General features: G+C 40.7%; 23 protein-coding genes. 8 read left to right on the top strand and 15 right to left on the bottom strand.

Going from position 1 to position 22800, the window contains the following annotated elements:
* Window positions 1–46: 46 nt before the first annotated feature.
* The 3 genes from KHS79_RS06195 to KHS79_RS06185 all read left to right on the top strand — a co-directional run bounded on the left by KHS79_RS06195 (window position 47) and on the right by KHS79_RS06185 (window position 4022).
* On the top strand, window positions 47–655 hold the full coding sequence (locus KHS79_RS06195) for an FMN-dependent NADH-azoreductase (RefSeq protein WP_212717624.1): 609 nt from the start codon (window positions 47–49) through the stop codon (window positions 653–655).
* A gap of 204 nt (window positions 656–859) precedes the next feature.
* Window positions 860–1927 (top strand): TlpA disulfide reductase family protein, encoded by a 1068-nt coding sequence (locus KHS79_RS06190; RefSeq protein WP_212717623.1) that lies wholly within the window; start codon window positions 860–862, stop codon window positions 1925–1927.
* A gap of 31 nt (window positions 1928–1958) precedes the next feature.
* Window positions 1959–4022, top strand: coding sequence for a protein-disulfide reductase DsbD family protein (locus tag KHS79_RS06185; protein ID WP_212717622.1), 2064 nt, complete (start codon window positions 1959–1961; stop codon window positions 4020–4022).
* 369 nt (window positions 4023–4391) lie between these two features.
* Here KHS79_RS06185 and KHS79_RS06180 read toward each other — a convergent pair whose 3' ends face one another.
* Entirely contained in the window at window positions 4392–4820 is a 429-nt protein-coding gene (locus tag KHS79_RS06180; protein WP_212717621.1) for a GNAT family N-acetyltransferase, read from the bottom strand.
* 541 nt (window positions 4821–5361) lie between these two features.
* On the bottom strand, window positions 5362–5973 hold the full coding sequence (locus KHS79_RS06175) for an HAD-IA family hydrolase (protein ID WP_212717620.1): 612 nt from the start codon (window positions 5971–5973) through the stop codon (window positions 5362–5364).
* A 106-nt stretch (window positions 5974–6079) separates the two neighbouring features.
* Here KHS79_RS06175 and KHS79_RS26335 point away from each other — a divergent pair, with 106 nt between their 5' ends.
* The gene (locus tag KHS79_RS26335; RefSeq protein WP_212717619.1) at window positions 6080–6223 is read left to right on the top strand and encodes a helix-turn-helix domain-containing protein; all 144 of its coding nucleotides are present in this window, start codon (window positions 6080–6082) and stop codon (window positions 6221–6223) included.
* Between the two features lie 30 nt (window positions 6224–6253).
* A complete protein-coding gene (locus tag KHS79_RS06165; RefSeq protein ID WP_212717618.1) occupies window positions 6254–6553 on the top strand; it encodes a type 2 periplasmic-binding domain-containing protein in 300 nt (99 codons plus the stop codon).
* A 63-nt stretch (window positions 6554–6616) separates the two neighbouring features.
* On the opposite strand, the gene KHS79_RS26330 is transcribed toward KHS79_RS06165, so the two are convergent.
* Both KHS79_RS26330 and KHS79_RS06155 read right to left on the bottom strand, forming a co-directional pair.
* Window positions 6617–6799 (bottom strand): IS3 family transposase, encoded by a 183-nt coding sequence (locus tag KHS79_RS26330; protein WP_212717616.1) that lies wholly within the window; start codon window positions 6797–6799, stop codon window positions 6617–6619.
* Window positions 6800–7189: 390 nt separating this feature from the next.
* A complete protein-coding gene (locus KHS79_RS06155; protein WP_212717614.1) occupies window positions 7190–7978 on the bottom strand; it encodes an AraC family transcriptional regulator in 789 nt (262 codons plus the stop codon).
* Between the two features lie 112 nt (window positions 7979–8090).
* On the opposite strand from KHS79_RS06155, the gene KHS79_RS06150 reads away from it, so the two are divergent.
* Window positions 8091–9254 (top strand): MFS transporter, encoded by a 1164-nt coding sequence (locus tag KHS79_RS06150; protein WP_212717612.1) that lies wholly within the window; start codon window positions 8091–8093, stop codon window positions 9252–9254.
* Window positions 9255–9428: 174 nt separating this feature from the next.
* Here the strand turns inward: KHS79_RS06150 and hypF are convergent, their stop codons facing one another.
* From hypF to acsA, 8 genes are all read right to left on the bottom strand, one after another.
* Window positions 9429–11798, bottom strand: coding sequence for a carbamoyltransferase HypF (gene hypF / locus KHS79_RS06145; protein ID WP_212717610.1), 2370 nt, complete (start codon window positions 11796–11798; stop codon window positions 9429–9431).
* Between the two features lie 60 nt (window positions 11799–11858).
* Entirely contained in the window at window positions 11859–12050 is a 192-nt protein-coding gene (locus KHS79_RS06140) for a hypothetical protein (RefSeq protein ID WP_133296078.1), read from the bottom strand.
* A gap of 250 nt (window positions 12051–12300) precedes the next feature.
* The gene (locus KHS79_RS06135) at window positions 12301–12783 is read right to left on the bottom strand and encodes a hydrogenase maturation protease (RefSeq protein WP_212717608.1); all 483 of its coding nucleotides are present in this window, start codon (window positions 12781–12783) and stop codon (window positions 12301–12303) included.
* 408 nt (window positions 12784–13191) lie between these two features.
* Window positions 13192–13446 carry an acyl carrier protein gene (locus KHS79_RS06130; RefSeq protein ID WP_027707770.1) on the bottom strand — a complete coding sequence of 85 codons (255 nt, stop codon included), beginning with the start codon at window positions 13444–13446 and terminating at the stop codon, window positions 13192–13194.
* The gene (locus KHS79_RS06125) at window positions 13443–14708 is read right to left on the bottom strand and encodes a dihydrolipoamide acetyltransferase family protein (protein ID WP_212717606.1); all 1266 of its coding nucleotides are present in this window, start codon (window positions 14706–14708) and stop codon (window positions 13443–13445) included. Before KHS79_RS06125 ends, KHS79_RS06130 begins: the two co-directional genes overlap by 4 nt.
* Window positions 14705–15697, bottom strand: a complete 993-nt coding sequence (locus KHS79_RS06120) for an alpha-ketoacid dehydrogenase subunit beta (RefSeq protein WP_212717596.1) — start codon at window positions 15695–15697, stop codon at window positions 14705–14707. The genes KHS79_RS06125 and KHS79_RS06120 overlap by 4 nt, the downstream gene beginning before the upstream one ends.
* On the bottom strand, window positions 15697–16686 hold the full coding sequence (gene pdhA / locus KHS79_RS06115) for a pyruvate dehydrogenase (acetyl-transferring) E1 component subunit alpha (RefSeq protein ID WP_212717594.1): 990 nt from the start codon (window positions 16684–16686) through the stop codon (window positions 15697–15699). Before pdhA ends, KHS79_RS06120 begins: the two co-directional genes overlap by 1 nt.
* On the bottom strand, window positions 16683–18476 hold the full coding sequence (gene acsA, locus KHS79_RS06110; protein WP_212717592.1) for an acetate--CoA ligase: 1794 nt from the start codon (window positions 18474–18476) through the stop codon (window positions 16683–16685). Before acsA ends, pdhA begins: the two co-directional genes overlap by 4 nt.
* A gap of 134 nt (window positions 18477–18610) precedes the next feature.
* On the opposite strand from acsA, the gene KHS79_RS06105 reads away from it, so the two are divergent.
* Together KHS79_RS06105 and KHS79_RS06100 are read left to right on the top strand one after the other, a co-directional pair.
* On the top strand, window positions 18611–19315 hold the full coding sequence (locus tag KHS79_RS06105) for an SGNH/GDSL hydrolase family protein (protein WP_212717590.1): 705 nt from the start codon (window positions 18611–18613) through the stop codon (window positions 19313–19315).
* Between the two features lie 567 nt (window positions 19316–19882).
* Complete coding sequence (locus tag KHS79_RS06100) at window positions 19883–20239, top strand: hypothetical protein (RefSeq protein WP_212717588.1); 357 nt, start codon at window positions 19883–19885, stop codon at window positions 20237–20239.
* 60 nt (window positions 20240–20299) lie between these two features.
* On the opposite strand, the gene KHS79_RS06095 is transcribed toward KHS79_RS06100, so the two are convergent.
* The 3 genes from KHS79_RS06095 to KHS79_RS06085 all read right to left on the bottom strand — a co-directional run.
* Window positions 20300–21271 (bottom strand): sensor domain-containing diguanylate cyclase, encoded by a 972-nt coding sequence (locus tag KHS79_RS06095; protein WP_233468284.1) that lies wholly within the window; start codon window positions 21269–21271, stop codon window positions 20300–20302.
* Between the two features lie 8 nt (window positions 21272–21279).
* Window positions 21280–22284 carry a response regulator gene (locus KHS79_RS06090; protein WP_212717586.1) on the bottom strand — a complete coding sequence of 335 codons (1005 nt, stop codon included), beginning with the start codon at window positions 22282–22284 and terminating at the stop codon, window positions 21280–21282.
* Window positions 22285–22423: 139 nt separating this feature from the next.
* A partial coding sequence (locus tag KHS79_RS06085) for a transposase (protein WP_212717584.1) occupies window positions 22424–22800 on the bottom strand: 377 nt, incomplete at its 5' end.

Here is a 22800-nt window from a genome sequence, read left to right as displayed (position 1 = left end):
AGTTAGCCTCTAGCCGAATAATGCTCGGATCTCAAAGGAGAGTAGTATGAATCTCTTGCACATCAAAGTGAGTCCAAACTTCAATGGTTCAGTGTCGAGGGAGGTTTCAGGCTATCTCGTCAACCGACTAAAAACCAAATACCCGGATTTAAATGAGATAGTTCTGGACCTTTCAAAAGAACCATTGCCACACCTGGATGGATTTACAATCGAGGCGTTCTTTACGAAGCCTGAAGAACGGACCGAGCTGCAAAAAAATGCCGTTAAGCTCTCAGATAGAATGGTTGATATGTTGCTTGACAGTGATTTGTTAGTCATATCGTCACCGATGTGGAATCTTGGACTGCCATCTGTATTAAAGGCTTGGTTTGATCATATCACTAGAGCTGGGCGGACCTTCATGTTTACAGAGACCGGTAGCAAGATTGGTCTGGTTCCAGATAGAAAGGTATATATCGTTGTGGCAAGCGGAAGTATCTTTTCAAATGGACCATTTGTCAGTCATGACCAATTTACACCCTATGTAAACGTAGCGTTTCAATACATCGGAATTACCGATTTAAATTTCGTCCGGGTAGATGGAACGCACGATCCACTTACCCGCGAATTCGCACTCCCAAAAGCGATTTCGCGCGTTCAAGAAATGCATATTTAAAAAAAATCTGAGTGAGCACTAGGGTAACTGTTCCTGACTTCTTAGTACCTGAGAAGCGGCTTTGAATTTTCTCAATAAAAGGATGCTTAATTTGCACAAAGCGGAGTTTTTTTAGGGTGCCTACAGATCCTTACTTAATTATTCACACTCACTATATATGAGAGATTCTAAAGATTTCAGCTTATGTACAATAGGAAAATTACTATGGCAATACAATTTAAGTGGTTAATTAAAATACCATTTATGGTGTATTTATGTTTATTTTCATTTGCGCAAGTTGCTTATGCAGAAGGTGATGATTATTCATCTGAGGGTGAACGAAGGGCTAAGATTGCAGGGGAATCTTTGATTGGTACTCCAGCACCCAAAATAAAAATTAGGAGTATTGAAGGTAAGACTATCGATCTTGCCCAAGTCTATGGTGAAAAGCCAGTTTATATTAAGTTCTGGGCAACCTGGTGTGTACCGTGCCGTGAACAAATGCCGGGGTTTGAAGATATTTATAAAAAGTATGGTGATGAAGTTCAGGTGATCGCTGTAAACACAGGGATCAGTGATAATCTAGAATCTGTTATTACATTTCGTGAAAAAATGGGATTGACAATGCCAATTACCATTGATGATGGGGAATTGGCTCGTGTCTTTCAATTACGTGTTACTCCTCAACATTTATTAATTGATAAAAATGGCAAGTTTGCCTATTTCGGTCATAAGGATGATCAAGGATTCCACCAGGTATTGGACAGCGTTGTAACAGAAAAATCCACTGGCAAACCCTTAAATAATCCTACCTTTGTGGCTAAAGAAACGGGTTATAAGGTTGGAGACCTAGTACCAGATATTTCGCTATCAACCATCGACGAGCAGTCTCTTAGTTTTAAGTTTAACACACTAAAAAGTAAGAAAGTTGCTGTAGTGTTCTTTGGTCCTTGGTGTGAATGGTATTTAGAGAAAACTAAACCCAAGACATCTAAAGCCTGTACTCAAGTGCGTGAACTTCTAGAGAGCAAACCAAGTATATCTAATATTCGATGGGTGACAGTTTCAACCAACTTATGGTCCTCCGTTACTGACCTTAAAGAGTATCGCAAGCGCTACAGAACCACCATGCCAATTGTATTTGATAAAGATGGAGCGCTATTTAAGCAGTTTGGTGTTAGTCAAATACCTACGATAGCGATCATTGATCCCGATGGTAAAATTAGTCTGAAATCTTCGATACAAAATGGTGATTTCTATTCTGTTTTACAAACAATTTCTAATGTTAAATAATTTTAGTTAATTAGAAGGAAATAGGCGCTGTATGAGCCTCTTGACGCAATTTATTATGTGGTTTTTTGTCTTGTTATTTTCATCACAAGTCACAGCAAATGAACACATAGAAAATCAACGCCTAATTTCTATATCTATCCTGACCGAGTCTGTCCCCCTTGCTGCTGATAGCACGCAAAAGCTAGCAATTGTCATGACACCTAAAAAAGGGTGGCATGGATATTGGCGTAACCCCGGTGATGCAGGTTTTCCAACCAGATTTAGTTGGAAGCTTCCCAAGGGGGTTTCAATAGGAGAAATACAATACCCTACTCCGAGTCAGCTCGTGACCAGAGATATCATGAATTACATTTATCACGGTGAATATACGCTACTAACTCGTATAACGGTTGATAAAAGTGTCACTGTCGGGAGTTTATTACCAATTAAACTTGATGTGAGTTATTTAGTTTGCAATCCCACAGCTTGTTTACCTGAACAGCAAACAGTTGATGCCATGTTTGTTGTAGGTGATGGCAGGATCTCTAAAAACAACCTAGATAAATTTAATAAATGGGACCAAAAGTTAGCCAAACCTTTAGATGCAAATGGACAGTTTTCGGTTGAAGATGATGAATTTGTTCTTGCCTTGCCGATACCAAGTTCAATCAATATAGATAACGCCCATATCTACCCTGTCATGAATAATACAATTGTCAATAGTGCAAAACAATCACTGGAGCATGACGGTGACTTTCTTAAAATGCAAACTAAAGCAGGTCATAAATTAGGTGATCTGTTTCAAGGTGTCTTAGTGTTAAATAATGGCGTTGCACTGAGCTTTGAAGCTAATAAAGCTGGCCATGCCTTATTTAAATCTAAAGCGGAAAATAACAATTACTCTATTAATGAAAATGCATGGCTGACTGGAACTACAGCTTTTTTTAGCGCAATTCTCGGTGGCCTATTACTTAATATTATGCCATGTGTGTTTCCTATCTTAAGCTTAAAGGTACTAAGTATTTCACATAAAGGTTCAGAAAGAGACACTAAAATAGGCTCTGTTGCCTATAGTATTGGTGCAGTATTGGTATGTGTATTATTGGGTGGTGCAATCTTAGGCCTGAGAGTGTTGGGGTACCAGATCGGCTGGGCTTTCCAGCTCCAGAGTCCTACGGTGATCGCAATTTTGATCGTATTAATGAGTGCGATTGGGTTCAATTTAGCAGGACTATTTGAACTTGGCACATTGACTTCTGGCTCTCAATGGCAAGATAAAAAAGGTCCGATAGGTGACTTTTGGACAGGGGTTTTAGCTGCATTTGTTGCCACACCTTGCACAGGTCCTTTTATGGCGACCGCCTTGGGTGCAGCCCTAATATTGCCAACTGGCATAGCATTTGTGATTTTTGCTGGCTTAGGGTTTGGTATGGCGTTACCGTTCTTGCTAGTGGGTTTTATCCCTGGGTTACGCAATCACTTACCTAAACCTGGTGCGTGGATGTCTGTTGTGAGGCGTGTTCTTTCTCTGCCAGTGTTTATTACAGTAATTGGCTTAATTTGGATTTTGATGCGTCAATCGAATAACAATTATGTCTTAACCGTACTTGCTGCCACGATGCTATCGACTTTTGGTTTATGGCTTACCGGGTTATGGCAACGATCGCAACATAAAGGTGAATGGTGGCCTGCAGTCTCATTAACACTATTGCCATTGTTGGCGGTGGTTAGCTGGATACCACATACACATGCATCTTTACAGTTTGAGCAACAAGAGGATTCCAAATCTATTGTGTTTAATCAGGATAAATTAAATACTTTGATAAAGAAACAAGATGTATTTTTGTATTTCACTGCCGATTGGTGTTTAACCTGCAAAATTAATGAAAGAATTTCTATTGACCAAAAAGAAGTAAAGCAAGCATTTAAACAAAATAATGTAGCAATGATGGTAGGTGATTGGACGAATGGAAATAGCAAGATTACTGAGTTTTTGTCAAAACATGGTCGATCAGGTGTACCTTTGTATTTATGGTATAAAATGGGTATGGATTCACCTGTTCTTCTACCTCAAATTTTGACACCTTCAATATTAATTAACCAAACTATTGACTAATCCTAATTTTACCTGAAGTAGTCAATATCTAATTTGATGAGGAGCTTAAAAGGACGAACAGTAATAAGAGTTTTAAGTAATTTCCTTATTTGAAATAAAGACCCTACTAGGGACATTAATATTCGTTGAAAGGGTGTTGTGTAGATACAGTTGGTTTGAACGCTGAAATTATAAAAAACCACCTTCTAATAAGGTGGATTATTTACTTAGTTATTTAGTTTTATGTCCTGTACTTAGATCTAACATGCTACAAATCTACCCTTAACACATAACATCAAATAATATGGCCACAATATAAGAGCAAAGCGACGCAATAGGGGGCAACTGAGCATATTTTTATACGATATAATTTTCTTGTGAGACATTTTTTCAAAACTCAATTGATAAGTGATGAGAGTTTATATTTAGGCCCTTTTTCAAATAAAGCTTATGAGCTGAATGTCTTTGATGGCCTGTATCTAAATGCAATCCATCACATTTTTGGGATTGTGCATACTCAATTAACCAATCCATTAGAATCGCGGCATATCCGCGCTTTCTGTACTCTGGTAATGTCGTTAAATCATCGATGTAGAGAACTTTTCCCCAAGCTAAAAACTCTGCAAAACGAAAGCCAGCAGCACATGGTACTTTATCACCTATTTTTATCGCTACTATTTGATAAGACTGCTTTCTTTGACGAAGTACTTGCTCAACAAACTGTTTTTTTTCTATTTGGGGCCTTAATTCTTTAAAAGCATCGAAGCAAAGCTCAATTTGATCTTTCCCCTCAACAATAATTAATTCGTATTCCTTCATTGCTTGATATACCCTCATATTGCCTAACACCGCGTTAAGGGCAGTGCACTAGTTCCTGTATTGGATCTTAAACATAAACCTTAACGCAATCCAAAAATGCCAAACCCTTATTAAACACGCTTTGTTATGTGTATAATTCAAGTTCAATTATTACCTTAGCATATCTTTGTTCTCGATACGAGGGCCAGCTACGATTGAAGAGGATGTTCTTCATTGTAAAAAATGGAAATACTTTTTCAGATTTTTACGCAGCGGTCAACTGACTCATATTCTTTTAAATAAATCCCTTCATATTTTACTGATCACTATAGACATTCGATAAAAATATTATTTATCGCTCGCTCTTTACTATCCATGCTAATTTGTATCTACTGCGTGGTTATGGTGGTCAGTCTCAATCATGGGATTTTTTTATTGTAATGTTACTCGAGATGCCCCATCTATTTTTAAACCAGTCCACTTCTACTTGGAGTTTAGCTATCTGCTGGTAAAGCCGGCCTTTCTCAGACTCGTGATCCTCTTCTTGTTCTATATATGTGTTTTAACCCATATTGTTATTGATGAAACTATAATCTTGTATTGATATTAATGATCTTGATTTATGGATATTATTTCCATTAACTTTGATTACTTTACATCCTGCGTTATAAGCGCTTTCAATACCTGCGTCAGAATCTTCAAAAACGAGACAGTTACTAGGGTGGATATTAAGAATTTTTAATGCGTTAAGATAAGGTTCAGGATGTGGCTTCCCTCGTTTACAATCTTCTGATGATATTAATAATCTTGGGATAGGTAAATTACAAGCCTTTAATTTTGAGATGGCGACCTTATTTGTTGAGGATGTTACAATACCCCAATTCATTGGGGGTAATGACAGTAAGAAATGTTTTGCCCCAAATATTTCGTTAGCAAGGGGTGATAACTCTATTTCTTTATCCTCTAGCCATTTAAGCTCTTTGTAAACATCAGCTTCAGGAAAAAACTGTCTTATTATATCTTTGCCTCTAACACCATGACAGCACTCTTTAATATGATGGTAGTTAATATCAACATTTTGGCACCACTTCTCCCATACTTTTTCTACAATTCTAGTTGTATCAATCAATGTCCCATCTAGGTCAAAGAGAAAGTACTCGTATTTTAACTGCATTTTAACCTCTTAATAATTTTTGACATTTTAATACATCGACTAGTGCATTGTATCAAAGGGTCTGATAACGTATAATGAAAAAAATTAATAGCGATAACTTAAAGTTATGAGAATAAATATCAAACACTTACTTGCTGTAGAAGAGCTTGCGAATGTAGGTGACTTTAGGTTAGCATCCCAGAAACTATGTATTTCACAGCCAGCGCTTTCTAAACAAATAAAATATTTTGAAGAGCTTTACAGTATCTAAATATTCATTAGAGGGTCTAAGGGTGTAGAGTTGTCTGATGTCAGAAAGGCTATTATTCAAGAAATAATAAGTTTGAATAGACATGCTAAGAAACTTGAAAAATATATTATAAATTCAGCCAAAAATATAAGTAATTTACAAATAGGGTTTGGTAAATCAAGCACTGACTTTCTTCCTGGCCTGATACGAGATTTCAAAGAAAGGAACACCTCTACATGTACTTCATTAATTGACCTTCCATCTTATGAACAGGAAGAGCAATTACTTACTGGGGTAATAGATGTTGGTTTTATGAGAGAGTGTGCTGGTCTAATGCCATCGGACACTTAATTTTGAGACAATACTGTCAATGAGTTAAGAGGTCTATATGAGCCTGATAAAAACACATAAGAGCTAAAATTCATTTCTTTTTGATCTGATGCCATCCATGCCCTGATTATGTAGATGTGAACGATGACGATTGTAATATTTGCAAATATTATTGTTCACTGCATGTTTAGCTTCACGTGGTGTTGACCAACCATTTTTAGGTATCCACTCTGTTTTAAGACTTCTAAAGAAGCGTTCCGTAGGCACATTGTTCCAACTTTAATCGTTTCTGGTAATTTTTCCTGGAGCAGTAGTTCTCGAGCCAGCAGATAAGTTCGCAGTTCAACAATTAATTTTTCAGGGCGAAAGCTAGCGTTTAAAAGTTCATAAGCATGTAACCGCTGGATCTACTGAGTGCCATTCACTGGATATCATTGGTAAATGCTTTAAAAGTACGCACAGTCTCACTGCTTCTGCCAGGAGGAAGTGCAACAACATGAAAACTGGCACCAATATCAATCCCCGCTGCATTTTATCACCTCTAATTAGGTGGCCAGAATTAGTGTGCCATTACACTTTAGTGATTCTGAACTTCATATCGGCTAGCTTGTGGCGGTGTAACAGGATAATAAAGGGCTGTAGAGTAATCATGATAATTCATAGTGGAGAAAAATCATTTACATAATCATTAGCCATATAGGTACGAGGTGAGCAACCGACCATATTGCTAAAAAATGTGGAAAAAGAGCTATCACTGGAAAACTCAAGTCTGTTTGCTACATCAGAAAGAAGATTTCCTTCTGCAAGTAATTCTAAAGCACGAATTAGACGCCACTGCTGTCGCCATTGTTGATAGCTTAAACCAGTCTCTCTGCGAAAAATTCGGCTGATAGTTTTTTCTGATGCACCAATTTTTGGTGCCAGTTCTTTCAATTGTGGAATCCAGCTTAGTCCAGCCAAGTGTTGCAATCGACGATCATTAGGTAGTGGTAGCAAAGTATGCTCACTACGTGCAGCGAGAATTTCATCTAAGAAAACTGCCAGAATATTTGCATAGGGTCCACTTTCCCAATTAGTAGAAAAGTCTGCTACAGCAATGCGTTCCATTGCAGCCCTTAGTAGTGGCGTTGCTCCTATTATCTTTGCGCCACGTGGTAAATTAGGATAACTATTGGTATCTAAATACACTGAACGGTAGCCTACTACACTGATTATTTTGGCTCGATGCATACAAAGTGGTGGTATCCAAGCAGCTCTACCAGGAGGCAAAATACACAAGCTTTGATTCATGATTATCCGAATAACTCCACCCTGTGTTAACAACAGCTGCCCCATATCATGGCAGTGTTTCCCTGAGTCATGTTGAGCTAATTCAGATGCAATTCCCAAAACCTTGCTGTTAAATTCATCAGGATTGAAATAGTCTTGCGCTGTCAACCATGCCATTATTTGCGTGTCCGATATTGTAAATATTTTGTCTTTTTTATTGTAAAGAGAACAATTTAAAAATGCTAATGTATCGATGGTAAATTTATTCACGCGATAGGATAGACTTTCTATGCAGAGAAAACTTACTCTTACTTTGTCCATTTCGTTGTTAATGTTCCCGCAAGTAGTTGAAACTATTTACAGTCCAGCTCTAACTCATATTGCTTCTGGGTTTAATATAACTGCTCAGAGTGCAGCTCAAACATTATCATTTTATTTTATTGCATTTGCTTTTGGGGTCGTTGTTTGGGGCAGGTTATGTGACGTTATAGGAAGACGTCCTACGATATTAGCTGGATTAATTTTATATACGTTGGCATCGGTGATTGCGCTTTATAGTACTAGCTTCATTATATTAATGATTGCACGTATTTTGGCCGCTTTCGGGGCTGCAGTTGGCTCAGTCGGAATACAGACTGCTATGCGTGATCATTTTGATGGTAGTGAACTTGCCAGAGTGTTTTCCATTGTCGGGGTTGCTATAGCCATCAGCCCTGCTATCGGTGTATTGAGTGGCACACTATTGGCTCATTGGTGGGGGTATCAAGGTGTATTTTTCGGGCTTGCGCTATTAGCTGCAACGCTACTTGGTTATGTTTACTGTCAGCTACCAGAAACAATGCCTAAACAGGTTAAAGGTGTTCCTTTTTTTTCCACATTACATAGCCTCGTTAGAGATGCAGATATATGGCGAAGTGCTTTCTTGATTGCTTTGTACAACATATGTGTCTTCGGCTATTACCAACTGGCCCCCTTTCGTTTTGAAGCTCTGGGTATACCAAAATGGTTCGGCTACACAGGGCTAGTACTCGCTGCTGGTATTGGTGTTGGAGCAGTAACGAATAAACATCTTATTGCTCGAGAGTGGCAGTTTAAATCACTCTTAACACTAGCTTCACTTCTGTCAATGACTGGTAGCATCTTAGTTTATATGTTTGAACAAAGCTTTTGGTTTGTGTTACCAATGTTGCTTGTAGTCATGGCCTATGGCATTGCAATTCCAAATGTTCTTGCTAGAGCATTACAGAGTTACAAGAATTGTATTGGCACGGCAGGAGCTATACTAGGCCTGATGTATTACCTGATATTAGGAGGTGGTCTAGTAATAGCTGGTATGGTGCACAACCTTGGATTGGTTCTTTTGGTGGTCAGCTTACTTATAATTATAATAAGTGGATCAGTCAACTGGCTGCGTGTTTTCTCATTGTTTAAGAGATCTGTGTCCCCTTTGTAACCTTGGGTTACATAGTGTTAGGGGGACAGTAGTAGTTGCATCTTCTGACATGAGTATCCTCAACAAAGGTGATAACTGTTGAGGTTAGGTTACTAAGAATTTAAAAAGCTTACACGCACGCTTGCGCAGAGGGCACACTTTAGATAGTGTGCGCTGAAATAAACCAAGTTAGGATTATACTAGGGGTTGAGCTAGTGCCACAGCAATTTGCCCTAGCGCTATACCACTATCATTACAGGGTATTTGTTGTGGGGTATAAACAGTGAACCCCTCAGATTCAAGCTTGTGCTGTAGTGTCGAGAGTAAAAAAGCATTTTGAAAGACGCCACCACTTAGTGCAATACTATGAAATTGTTTTCCCTGCTGCTGAAGTGAGATTATTGTTTGAAAAACACCCTCTACAAGGCTGTTGAGGAATATAAATGCTAACTTAGCTTTCTTTTCTTTATTATTTAACTGCTCTATTAAGAAATACCAAAGTGGAGAGGAATCTAATAATAAGCGTTTGTGCTGTGGGATAATTTTAAAAAGCTCAGTAGGTGTCGCCTGACCTTTATAGTCCGAAGCAAGCGCTTCCAGCTGCATAGCTGCTTCACCTTCAAAGGTCTGTTCATAGGGCGCAATATTTAATAATGCCGCAACAGCATCAAATAGCCGCCCTACTGAGCTGGATAAAGGGAGTCGATGTGAGAATTTTAATAGTGTATTTATTTCTTCCTGGGCTATGTTTTGAGTAGTTAAAATGTTTTTAGCTTGCTGTAAACAGTCACTTTGAGCTAATAACGCAATTAAGTTGCGCCATGGTTGTTTGTTGGCTTTATCGCCGCCTAACAGTGGAAAAGGCTTTAGGTTGGCGACACGCTGAACGGAAGCGTAATCCCCCAGTAAAAATTCACCACCCCAAAATGTGCCATCATCACCAAAGCCTAGTCCATCAAAAATAATGCCTAACACAGGTTGATCGGGTAAAACCTGATTTTCAAAGAGACAGGAGGCAAAGTGAGCATGGTGGTGTTGAACCTGGATAATAGGCGTTTGATATTTTTCTGCGATTTTTCTTCCGAAATGACTGGAATAATAGTCGGGATGAGAGTCAACAACGACAGCTTGAAGGCTGTTTTCTGGTAATTTTAATAAAGTTTGCATCTCTTTAAGGTTTTGTTGCATGGCCTGTAAACAGGCTGAGTTTGCAAGGTCACCTTGATATGATGACAGCAAAGCGTTGGCTCCTATCGTTATACCAAAGCAGTTTTTTAAGTCTGCGCCTAGGGCTAGTAAGTATTTTTCTTTTAATAAACCATGTTCAAGCTGATCAGTTATTGGTAGCGAATCAGGCACAAAGCCTCGTGCACGACGTATCAGCTTAGGTTTATTATTGATAATGTTGATCACTGAGTCGTCACATCGATGGTTAATGTTTCGATCGTGGAGTAGCCATCCATCCGCAAAAGGTTTTAACTGTTGTAATGCGAGATTATTGGATATACATATAGGTTCCCCTGGAGGATTGGCTGATGTCATGACTAATGGTTTTTGAATCAAATCAAGCAACAGCCAGTGTAAGGGAGAATAGGCAAGCATGACACCAAGAAGATGTTGTCCTGGGGCAATCTCAGCAGGTAATGCTTGAGTTAAGTATGTTTTTGAGAGAAGTACTATCGGAGCCGGTTTACTTTCGAGCAACTTCAGACATTGCTGCATAACATTTGATGTGCAGGAAAAGTAAGAATGTATGTGTTGTCTATCTTTAAACATAATTGCGAGTGGCTTGCTGGGGCGTTGTTTGCGTGTGCGCAACAGTCTTATCGTTGACTCATTAGTTGCGTCGCACACTAAATGAAAGCCGCCAATACCTTTTATAGCAATAATTTTTCCTTGGATTAATTGCTCAACACATATTTTCAATGAATCCAATATTGTACGATGGGTCTTACTTTCTTCTCTTTGCTTGATGTTTTGTTGAAACCAAATAGCTGGTCCACACGTTGAACAGCAAATTGGTTCCGCATGAAATCGTCGACTTAATGGGTTGTTATACTCAGTCTGGCAGTCAACACACATGGGAAACGCTGCCATAGAGGTATGTGTTCGGTCATAGGGTATATCATGAATTATGGTATAGCGTGGACCACACTGAGTGCAATTAATCAGCGGGTACTGGTATCGACGATCAGTTGGATTTATTAACTCTTGAATGCAGGCTGGGCAAATAGCTAAATCTGGCGGAAAAGAGAGCGTACATTCTTCCCCCTCAGACAAGCTGGGTAATATCGAAAAGCCATTAGGCTGTACTAAAAATTGATAGGGCTCTCGCGTTATACTTTCAATAAAGCCTGGACGAGGACACTGCTGAATAAGCAGCTGAGAAAAATGTTCAACCAGTGAAAGGTCAGCATTAAGTTTTATTTCTACACTGACAGCGGTATTTTGGACGCTCCCCCATAACCCAAGTGATGTCGCTAAACGAAAAACAAAGGGACGAAAGCCAATACCTTGTACTCTGCCTTTAACATCCAGTTGAAAACCATTAAGTTTTGATGTCACAACGTATGTGATTTACCTTTCACTGTGGGTGGACAGTAGGTTTGTTATTTTCTTATGGTATTAGTGCTGTTTACGCCATTGCCAAACCATGAGTGTGATTAACCCAAATAATAAAATAAAGATTAAACCATGCTCTGGCTCCACTAAGTAATGTAACCATGCATTTAAATCAAAAAGACCATGATTGGGGTGACCAAGGGCAGGAAACGATAAAATACATAATACACTTAAAATAATTACTTTAATATTCACAGTAGCAATCCTTGCATATTTTTTCATGAGTATGTTGACAACTTTCCTAATGGATATCTCTAATAGGTTTATCATACGATACATGTAGCTTATTAGTATTATATTTATTGTTAATTTTCCCAAAGGCTGCATAACGCTCGCCATAAACGCCGTGAATCCTTCCCTGGAGGCTTGATTGCCTCGTCCTCAGTTCAGCGAGCATTATCCAGCCTTTGTCTTGTTAGATTGTACATCGAAGTATCGTTATTATTTACTTACATATCATTTTATACAATTTCGTGCAAATGGTGGGTAGTCTATGGGAGACCGCTTCACTGAGCTGGTGGTTATATGCATTAAAATTACAACCTGCAATCGTCACTATATCAATACAAGGTGTTGGTGTGCCCGATAGGGTCAACAGCTCAAGCAATGAGGTGACATTACCACCATGTTCAAATGCTCGATTATTTACTAGGGTTTCTGAAAACAGGCGGGGATCAGTGTTAAGATAACACGTTAATTGCCCTGCTTGAGACGGGTTATTCACTGCATCGATCATAATGACTTTATGGCAGTGAAAAAAATAAGGAATTAGCGTTATTCCTCCTGTTCCACCATCGATTAACTCAATATGAGGTGGCCATGTATACTGTTGTTGCAACCGGTTAAAAATATGAAAGCCAATACCGTCATCGCCATGAAGAGGATTCCCCAAACAAATAATCCGAACTATCTTTTCTTTAGTCAGCACTTGATGTTGTGTCTAAAAAAGTCTTTGTTTAAATCCAACTTTGCCCAAGGCCTGTATAACTCTCATCCTTTATCTTATACCCTTCACGAATGATTTCTAGGTTTTGTTATCTTCACTCCTCACTCCAATCACCTATTAATATGGGCTCATGGGGCTTTGTCACTCGATGGCCGCACCTAAAAACCATTCGTATTGGGTATATGTCCTACAATATTATAAATCTTAGTGTCTATTTAACCGTGATTGGATGATTGCAGAAAGTGAGTTTGCAGCGTTTGAATTGGTTTATGAAGCAGGCGCAGGGAGCGCCGCTAGCAGTAAAGACCAGGGATGGTCTTCTGCTGTGAGAAGAACACATTAATTCATATGCTGCATTAATACAGTGGTACATGTTGTATCCACTATGAACTATAAACTGGATTGTCGTTCACTGAGATAACTTACCATGGTATTTAATGTGGTGATTTTATTGTAATCCATTTCAGGAATATTGATATTCAATTGCTTAGCAATAGACTCCAAGAGTCGTAAGAAATCCATAGAGTCTAAATCAAGCTCATCGCGCATATCTTCATCTGGGTCTAAATCATCAGTATCACTATCGGGTGCAATGGCTTTAATTCGTTCCAAAAGAAAATGTGTTAATGCTGCTTTATCTTTCATACTAGCTGCTCCGGCTTTTGCAATAGTTTATTAATTTTATTTAATAAGCGTGCGCCATCATGCCCATCAGTAACTCGATGATCAGCAGCAAGGCTGATACTGACAATAGTCACCGGTTTAATATGCTGGCCTTCGACCCAGGCGACTTCACGGACGCGGCCAATGCCAAGCAACGCCACCTGGGGTGGAAAAATTACGCCTAAAATAGAATCACTTCCCCGATCACCTAGGTTAGAAATTGTGATGGTGGCATCTTGCATTTCAGACATTTTTAAGTGCCCTTCTCTGGCCCGAATAACCTGGTCCTTTAATTTATCCATCATAGACACAGGTGACAGTGTCTCTGCATTATGAATAGCCGCTACCATCAATCCACCTTGACGCAGGTTAATTGCATTACCCAAATGCACCTGTTCAGCAGGCTGAAACTGGTTATTTTGATAAAAGCCATTAAAAGCAGGAAACTTCTGTAGTGCTTTTGCAATGGCACAATATATTAATGCATTAATAAGTAAGCGGCTTTCAGGTGGCCGGTCTTCATTGTACTTTTTTAACCACTGTAAGGCATGGGTTAAAGAAATATCATGGCTTAAATAATAATGAGGAATTTCACGCTTGGATTGGCTAACCACTGCAGCAATTGCTTGACGCATTTTTAGTGCGTTAATGTCTTGCTCGATGCTGTGAGGTGCTGTTGTGGGTGAAGTGACGTTTGATTGCTGTTGATCATCTTGAACGTAACGCTCAAGATCTGCCAATACAATTGCACCATTGGGTCCTGAACCTGCTGGTAATGCACGCCAGTTAATACTCTGCTGCTCAGCTTGATGACGTGCAGCTGGAGAGATTAAGGGGGAAGTCTGATGTCCCTGCTTTGCAGATAAAGCAAGGTCTGGCTGACTCGCAATGGTTGCTGTTGTCTCTGGTGGTGGTGAACTGATATGAGCCGCTTGATCAGTTTGTAATGGGGTGGCTGACTTCTCGACAAGTGGTGCCTTTACTGGTGGCGTTTCTACTGTAACATCACCTAGTCGCCTTAGTGTTGCAATAGGTTCACCAACAGGCACTTCACTACCAGGCTTAATAAGTAGCTGCTCAATAACACCATCATCAAAAACTTCCATATCGATTAAGCCCTTCATGGTCTCAATCGTGGCAATGATGTCGCCTTTATGCACGGTATCACCAGGTTTTATATTCCACTCTGTCAGTTTGCCCTGCTCCATATCTGCACCGAAGGAAGGCATAGTGATGGTTTTCATCGATACATGATCTGCTTTGCTGTTGTCACAATGTGTTCAACCTGTGGGGTGGCGGCTTCTTCTAGGTGCTTTGGATAAGGTATAGGTACTTCCTGACTACAAACACGTTGCGGAGGAGCATCTAGCGTCCAAAAACAGTGTTCTGCTACCAGGGCACATATTTCTCCGGCAAGGCTACCCGTTCGCCATCCCTCATCAACCACGAGCAACCTATGGGTTTTGTTAACTGACGCAAATATTGTTTCAGTATCAAGTGGCCGTAAACAGCGCAGATCGATGACTTCGGCATTTATTTGTTGTTCAACCAGAACGTGAGCAGCCTCTAGTGCTTTAAACAAAGAACCGCCATAACTGACCAGGGTGATATCTGAACCTTGTTTGCGCACCACAGCTTGTGCCATTGCCGGGCAGTCAGTGGGGTTGGGCACAGGTGCTTTGTGGTTATACAGCATGACATGTTCAAACAGCATGACGGGATCAGGGTCGGCTAAAGCCATCGCCAGCATATAACGAGCATCTGCTACGGTGGCTGGTGCGATCACTTTGATGCCTGGCACATGGGCATACCAGTTTTCCAAACTATGGGAATGCTGTGCCGCCAGCTGCTTGCCAGCCCCTGTAGCCATCCGAATGACTAGTGGTACACTAATTTGTCCTCCTGACATATGCCGAAGAGTGGCGGCATTATTGACAATTTGATCGAGTGCCAACAGGCTAAAATTAACCGTCATCACTTCCACAATTGGCCGCATACCGCCCATGGCTGCTCCAATACCGGCCCCAACAAATCCTGACTCAGATAATGGTGTATCAATGATTCGTGACTCACCAAACTCCTGCAATAGCCCTTTGGACACCGCATAACAGCCCCCATAGTGACCGACATCCTCCCCCATCAGGAACACGTTTGCGTCATGTAGCATTGCTTCACGAATCGCTTCCCGCATGGCTTCCCGATAAGTTAACTGTTCTTGCACCGTATTATGCATCAGGCTGACTCCTGATAGACATCACGACATAGTGCACTGGCTGGCTCAAGCTCAGATTGCTCTGCAAATGTGACTGCATCTTCGATTTCTTGCTGAACCTCTTTTTCAATCTGCTGCCACTCGGTTTGCTCTAACTTGCCATTTTGCTCCAGCCACTGTTTCAGTTGGACAATAGGTCCTTTTTGTTGCCAGCTTGAAACTTCATCAGGCGAACGATAGAGCTGAGTATCGAACATCGAGTGACCACGAAAACGATAGGTATGACACTCAATTAAATGGGGACCTTCTCCCTGGCGGATGGCGGAACAGCATTTTTGTGCTGCGGCTTCAACATCAACTACATTCATACCATCCACCTCAACGGCGGCTAAACCATAGCCTTGGGCTTTTTTAAAAATATGTTGCTCTGATTCTGAGATGGAAAGCGCTGTTCCCATGGCATACATGTTATTTTCACAGACAAATAACACTGGCAATGACCATAGCTTGGCAAGGTTCAGGCTTTCGTGAAATTCACCTTCAGCAGCAGCGCCTTCACCAAAAAAACATACTGTCACCCGGTTACGATCTTGCATTTTATCTGCCAGAGCCAATCCCACTGCCATTGGTAATGCGCCTGCAACAATGGCATTCCCTCCATAGAAACGTTTGCTGGCATCAAAAATATGCATTGAGCCACCTCGGCCTCGGCTACTTCCCGTCATTTTGCCAAACATTTCTGCCATGACAGCATTCATACTCAGCCCTTTAGCCAGTGCATGTCCATGCTCTCGGTAAGTGGCAACCACTGCGTCCTCATCTTGCAGTACTTTCATCACCCCAACAGCGACAGCTTCTTCGCCAATATAAAGGTGCAAAAAACCACGTATTTTCTCCTGCATATACAATTCAGCACACTTTTCTTCAAAGCGGCGAATACGCACCATTTGCTTTAATAAAAAGTGCAGATGTGTTTTATTGATGTGGGGCTTAGTGTTAGCCGTGGTCATGCTTTATCCCCTGAATTTTGCATGTTTTGCTGAGGATGCTCATCACTTTCCAGGGTCGAAATATCACCTTCAGGTAAGCCGAGTTCACGGGCTTTAAGTAGCCGTCGCATGATTTTGCCACTACGGGTTTTAGGTAGATTGTCTTTGATATGGATTGCTCGGGGGGCCACTGCAGAGCCTAGTTTTTTTCGGGCATGGGCCATCAATGCTGTAGTCAACTCGTCATTTGCATTGAAGCCGGGTTTTAGTGCGACAAAGGCAACCACTACCTCCCCCGCTACCTCGTCAGGAATGCCAATAACGCCGGCTTCGGCGACAGCTGGGTGTTCCACCAAAACGCTTTCCACTTCAAAGGGGCCAATTAAGTGGCCAGCGGATTTAATCAGGTCTTTACTGCGGCCCACAAACCAGAAGTAGCCATCATGATCTTCGTAGGCTAAGTCACCGCTCAGATACCAGTCAGCGTTAAAGCATTTTTGGTAACGCTCTGCTTCATGTAAATAATTACGAAACATCGAAGGCCAGCCAGGTTTAAGGGCCAGCTCGCCAATTTCACCATGCTGTTTCACTTCAGTGAGCTGTCCTTGTTCATCTATGCTGACAATGGCTGCATGAATACCTGGTAATGGGCGGCCCATTGAGCCTGGCTTCACAGGTTCAGCAGCAAAATTAGCTAGCATGATGCCGCCGGTTTCTGTTTGCCACCAGTTGTCGTGAAAGGGTTTACCAAAAACCCGTTGGCTCCAGGTCACCGCTTCAGGATTGAGTGGCTCACCCACGCTGGCTAGAAATCGCAATGCCCTGAGGTTGTACTGTTGAATCATTGCTTCGCCTACTTTCATCAACATTCTTATTGCTGTAGGCGCGGTATACCAGACATTGACTTTTTCCTGCTCCAGAATTTGATACCAGCGCTCAGGGTCAAACTCTGCTTCATCGACAATTAATGTCACCCGGTTACACAGTGGTGCAATAATGCCGTAGCTGGTACCGGTAACCCAACCGGGGTCAGCGGTACACCAATAGCGATCCCCTGGATGTAAGTCCAGGGCATAAAATCCTGAATGCTTATGATGCACAACGGCGTTATGGACATGAACAGCACCTTTGGGCTTACCTGTTGTACCACTGGTGAAGTGTAATAATGCAGGTGTTTCCTCAGACGTTTCGCAGACTGTAAACTGATCATCCGCCTGGGGGAGTTGGCTATCAAGATCGATACAACCTTCAGGGCATTGCCCCTCACAGTCATAAAGCAGTACATGTTTTAAGGTGCTCAGTTGTTTTTGCCAAGCAGCGACTTTCTTTTTATAAAGCTTCAGGCTACTGACCAGGATACTGGCATCACCAATGGTCATTCGAGACTGAATGGGTTCAGGACCAAAAGCAGAAAAAAGCGGACAAAAAACACCACCCATTTTTAGCGTGCCTAAAATAGCAGCATAAAGTTGTGGCGTTCGCCCAGCTAAACTAAAAATACGATCACCTTGTTTAACCCCTAACTTTACCAGCAAGTTAGCAAAGCGATTACTCACAGCTTTTAAGTCAGTGTAAGTATACGTTTGACGATCACCTTTTTTGCCAAGCCAAATGAGAGCATGCTGTTCACCGTGGCCTTCTTCAACATGTCGGTCAACCGCCTCAAAGGCAATATTAATGCCTTTGCCATACCCTTTGATATTGGCTCGTGCCTGAGTCCAGCTAAATGACTGATAGCAGCGATGGTAGTCAGTTAGATTGGGTGTAAGACTGAACTTTTTCAGGTCCTTGTAAATAATTGGAACGTCCATAGATACCCTTTATTTCTGGCCCATCCTTAATACCGTATTGCAGAGCCATTTATAGACTTATCTTGATTCATTATCCTAAATCTGACACTTTACAAGACGTTTACCGTCTTATTTTTTTAAGGCTCAATAAGGATATGAAACATCACATCGTTACCCTAGGCTTAGCGCCGTTTTTGGTTGCTCAAGGCTTATATGTAAGGCAAAAAACACCTCGCTTACCTGAACCGGCAGGTCCACGGCAAGGTAAACAGGGAACAGGGCCTGCATTAAAATTGCTCATACTCGGTGATTCTTCTGCTGCGGGGGTGGGTGCACCTTCTCAACAACTTGCGCTATCAGGACAACTCGTTGAAATACTCAGTGCGTCGTATAATGTTTCATGGATGCTTGTGGCTAAAACAGGCTATACAGCAAAAGATTTGATTGACCTATTATACGGTATGCCACAGAGTCCGTTTGATATTGTAATCGTTGTGGTGGGCGTTAATGATGTGATTAAAGGTACCAGCCAAACACAATGGCAGAAGCAATTGGACCAGCTTATTCAACTATCAATAGAAAAGTTTGGTTCACCTAGACTATTTTTTTCTGGTTTACCGCCTATGCATTTATTTTCAGCACTACCCTTCCCATTAAAGTGGTATTTGGGAAAACGTGCACGTTACTTAGACGATATATTATCTAAGCATCTTTATCGTTATACGAATTGCCAGTTTTTGCCTATGAATATGCCCTTTGAGCCAGCTTATCTCGCTACAGATGGTTTTCACCCGAGTCCTAATGCATATAAAGTTTGGGCTGAGGCTCTTGCTATAGAAATTGTAAAAGAAGCCCTTTGAACATAGTTTCATACAGTGCTCCAGGCACATGTTTCACAAATTAATACAGGCATGGCAACCCACTTTTTACTACAGCTACACCTCAATTATTTTTGAGGTATACACTCGTTGTACCTTGATTTAGGCAAATATACCCTTCACGAATGATTTCTAGGTTTTGTTATCTTCACTCCTCACTCCAATCACCTATTAATATAGGCTCATGGGGCTTCGTCACTCGATGGCCGCACCTAAAAACCATTCGTATTGGGTATAAATACCTTGTTTTGGTATATTAGCTGAAACTACATGGCTTACATTTGTTCAACGAAAGTACTAAAATATTTCTTTTGAATTATAAGCTGTGGGAGGTTTTTTATATAGGGAAAGTTAGCCGAATTATTCAGCACAAAATTGTATCCTTTATGGTGTTAAACACTAAATTTGATTGATGATTGCATAGATTATACTGATAAGGGTATGCGCCTAATACGCAACAAAATTAACTAGTATAAAAATTAATCAATAAATTTATGCGTCACGTCTTTTATAAAAACGGATTTTCGTTAAGACTAAAGGGTGACCGCAATGAAAAAAGTATCAATTCTTTCCTCAATTTTATTGTCAGCTATAGTGAGCCTACCAGTATCGGCAGAGTGTACTCGGGATGCATGGAAAATGGGCTGGACTGGCGCCAAGGTGACATGTGGTGAACTTGTTAATGGTTGGGTGGGAGCGCGAGCTATGCGCCCACGTTCCTGCTCATTTCAGGATGTTGTTGACTGTAAACGAGCAATGGCAAGCTATCTTGATGAAACGCATGAAGGCTACGTTTGTAAAGGGTTAATTGATCAAAAAGCACCAATCTATGATGATAATGGAGACTATATTGGTACTGCTGATCGACTATGGATTCAAACCCAAAAACATATTTGTAATATGTAAGCTTTTCTTTTAATTGTTGATAGAGCCTCACATTGGTGGGGCTTTGTGTTTCTATAAAGCTTATTTTTTGCTTGTTTTGTATATAGTGGACTGGTTTCGTCCATTCTGTTTGGACTGATAAAGTGCTTGGTCTGCTCTCTCTAACCAGTCTTTATAATCCTTAATTTCAGGCTCTATTTGAGAAATACCTAGGCTGATAGTGACACTTATGTCTCGTCCTTCATGGGTTACTATAGTCTTTTCAATAGACCGTCTGAGACGCTCAGTAAAGTAGAGGGCACTCGGAGAGTCAGTATTGACTAAAATAACAGAAAATTCTTCACCGCCATAACGACCGGCAACATCTGAAGTACGTAAATTCTCTGTCAGCTTTGTCGCAACAGTACTTATTACAGCATCTCCAGCGGGATGGCCGTAAGTATCATTAACTTTTTTAAAATGATCAATATCAAACATAACGAGACAGCTGGCCTGATGGGTACGTACAAATCGAAAAAACTCTCGCTGCAGGCAATCTTCCCAATAGCCACGGTTAAACAGCTTGGTTAGGCGATCAGTACGGCTTAATTCTTCAAGCTGGTGATTTGCCTTTTCCAACCCGCTTTTATTAATAGCGATATCTGTAACATCGTAAATGATAAGGCATATGTGGTTTACTTCACCATTGGCAGATACCAGAGGACTCACTGTAATATTTTGATACATAAAGGGTTCAGTACCCGTTATGGGTCGGTAGTTACGAAAGCGAAACAGGTAAGGACGCTGTTCCCAGGTCGTAAAGGTTTTATTTTTTAACAGAAATACCGGTTCCGTTTTATTTCTGAACCACTTTTCTTGGATTTCTTCAAAAAGCGAAAAGAGAACTTGGCCTTTTACTTTAAGAGGACCCATTCCACTGTGGTTTTCCATAAAGCTATTCCATACTTGGATTCGATATTCATGGTCCAGTACGACGAGTCCCACTTCAATATCTTGAAGCATCCCCATCATCCAATGGAGTTCTTTGAATCCTAATAAGCTGTGGTCAACCATGTAGCCCCTTACTCCAATAAATAAGCGATTTTTTGTCTAAGTGATGTAAGCGAGTCTTCAGTAAATAAAAGCAATAGGTCACAATTAATATTGTAGTTTTCGATTGAGTAGCAGATTTCAATGGTTAAGGTTTGTTTCCAATAACATTCTCCTTGCTTTATTAACTCTCCTTCTTTGACATGTTGTCCTAGCACAATGGGGTGCCCTTGACTAAAATTGACATCCAGTTGTTCACTAAATCCTTTTACACATGCGCCAATCAGAATACTGGCCACATCCATAATTAACTCTAACTCCATTTTTTCATCTCGTTCGCCCTGATATTTTGTCAGCTTGGCCATATCTTCAAAGCTGGAGTCGTAAAATAACAGTAACGCTTCACCCGCGATTCCTGAACCAATAAAACCCTGGCACACCGCAGAAAAAGTATCGGTATCCGCTGAAGATTGCAGTGCCATCGTAAGTTCAGAAACTTCCAGCGTGTTGACTTTAGGGATAGGCATAACCACAAAAACATGTAGTAGTCGAGCAAGTAAATCAGCCGCGCGTCCCATTGCAACATTGGCAATTTCTCGATAACAATCCATTTCATTTATCTGGCCTGGTTGCGTTGAAGCCGCTTCTGTTACTTTGGATTCCTGATTCTCAGCGAGCAATCCATACTGCGTTAATAAGTGCTCAATATCTTCAGCAGAAACGGGCTTTTTAATAAATTCTAGTGCTCCAAGATCCATGACCCGCTTTCTCGCATCAGGTTGAATATCACCTGAAACGACGATTGTGATAACAGTAATCTTCTGCTCTTGAATTTGCTGTAACACACCATAACCATCAAGTTCAGGCATATTTAAATCAAGAAAAAGGATATTGATGGAGCCTTCCTGTAAAATGGTCATGGCTTCTTTGCCATGTTTGGCAAACTGAATATCAGCATCCCATTTTCCTGGTAGGGCACGGGCCATTTGTTTTCTTGCAACACTGGAATCATCACAAATTAATACTTGATGAGTCATTGGTTAACCATTACAACTGATGTTTTTGTTACAGTATAGCTGCAAGCATTTAAGTAAGCCGGACAAATTATATTATTTGGAGAGGAAATTGAGTCGAAGTAAAGGATAAGTATTCGTATTCTTATTGAAGTAAGCCCCATTAGGGCCTGTTAACACTAATTAACTTGTCTACGATAAGCGCAAAGTGAATAAAAAAACGAAAAACAGCGTCTAGTTTTTCAAATCGTGAAAATATACGTCTAAAGCCTTTTAGCCTACGAAATAAGCGTTCAACTTCATTCCGTTTTTTGTACATTTCACGATCATATGCCCAGGGTGATATCCGATTCATTCTTGGTGGAACTACGGGCTCCATATTCAAATCAATGACTAACTGCCTGGTTTCGTCTCCCTCATAGGCTTTATCCATTATGACCTGTGCACCTTCCCACCCACAGTTTTCAAGCTTTTTTAGTAGCTTTCTTCCTTCCGGTGCATCACCCGCCTGACCCGGCGATAAGGAAAAAGTGACGGCGG

The organism is Zooshikella ganghwensis, assembly GCF_018263875.1.
GTDB classification, from domain to species: Bacteria; Pseudomonadota; Gammaproteobacteria; order Pseudomonadales; family Zooshikellaceae; genus Zooshikella; species Zooshikella ganghwensis.
The sequence above is the reverse complement of the archived record's forward strand: the minus strand, read 5'-3'. Positions and strand labels throughout refer to the sequence as shown.

Excerpts from the sequence above, each read along its gene's own strand:
- KHS79_RS06195 (WP_212717624.1), top strand. The coding sequence starts at position 47 with ATGAATCTCTTGCACATCAAAGTGAGTCCAAACTTCAATGGTTCAGTG.
- KHS79_RS06190 (WP_212717623.1), top strand. The coding sequence starts at position 860 with ATGGCAATACAATTTAAGTGGTTAATTAAAATACCATTTATGGTGTAT.
- KHS79_RS06185 (WP_212717622.1), top strand. The coding sequence starts at position 1,959 with ATGAGCCTCTTGACGCAATTTATTATGTGGTTTTTTGTCTTGTTATTT.
- KHS79_RS06180 (WP_212717621.1), bottom strand. The coding sequence starts at position 4,820 with ATGAAGGAATACGAATTAATTATTGTTGAGGGGAAAGATCAAATTGAG.
- KHS79_RS06175 (WP_212717620.1), bottom strand. The coding sequence starts at position 5,973 with ATGCAGTTAAAATACGAGTACTTTCTCTTTGACCTAGATGGGACATTG.
- KHS79_RS26335 (WP_212717619.1), top strand. The coding sequence starts at position 6,080 with ATGAGAATAAATATCAAACACTTACTTGCTGTAGAAGAGCTTGCGAAT.
- KHS79_RS06155 (WP_212717614.1), bottom strand. The coding sequence starts at position 7,978 with ATGGCATGGTTGACAGCGCAAGACTATTTCAATCCTGATGAATTTAAC.
- KHS79_RS06150 (WP_212717612.1), top strand. The coding sequence starts at position 8,091 with ATGCAGAGAAAACTTACTCTTACTTTGTCCATTTCGTTGTTAATGTTC.
- KHS79_RS06130 (WP_027707770.1), bottom strand. The coding sequence starts at position 13,446 with ATGAAAGATAAAGCAGCATTAACACATTTTCTTTTGGAACGAATTAAA.
- KHS79_RS06125 (WP_212717606.1), bottom strand. The coding sequence starts at position 14,708 with ATGAAAACCATCACTATGCCTTCCTTCGGTGCAGATATGGAGCAGGGC.
- KHS79_RS06120 (WP_212717596.1), bottom strand. The coding sequence starts at position 15,697 with ATGCATAATACGGTGCAAGAACAGTTAACTTATCGGGAAGCCATGCGG.
- pdhA (WP_212717594.1), bottom strand. The coding sequence starts at position 16,686 with ATGACCACGGCTAACACTAAGCCCCACATCAATAAAACACATCTGCAC.
- acsA (WP_212717592.1), bottom strand. The coding sequence starts at position 18,476 with ATGGACGTTCCAATTATTTACAAGGACCTGAAAAAGTTCAGTCTTACA.
- KHS79_RS06105 (WP_212717590.1), top strand. The coding sequence starts at position 18,611 with ATGAAACATCACATCGTTACCCTAGGCTTAGCGCCGTTTTTGGTTGCT.
- KHS79_RS06100 (WP_212717588.1), top strand. The coding sequence starts at position 19,883 with ATGAAAAAAGTATCAATTCTTTCCTCAATTTTATTGTCAGCTATAGTG.
- KHS79_RS06095 (WP_233468284.1), bottom strand. The coding sequence starts at position 21,271 with ATGGTTGACCACAGCTTATTAGGATTCAAAGAACTCCATTGGATGATG.
- KHS79_RS06090 (WP_212717586.1), bottom strand. The coding sequence starts at position 22,284 with ATGACTCATCAAGTATTAATTTGTGATGATTCCAGTGTTGCAAGAAAA.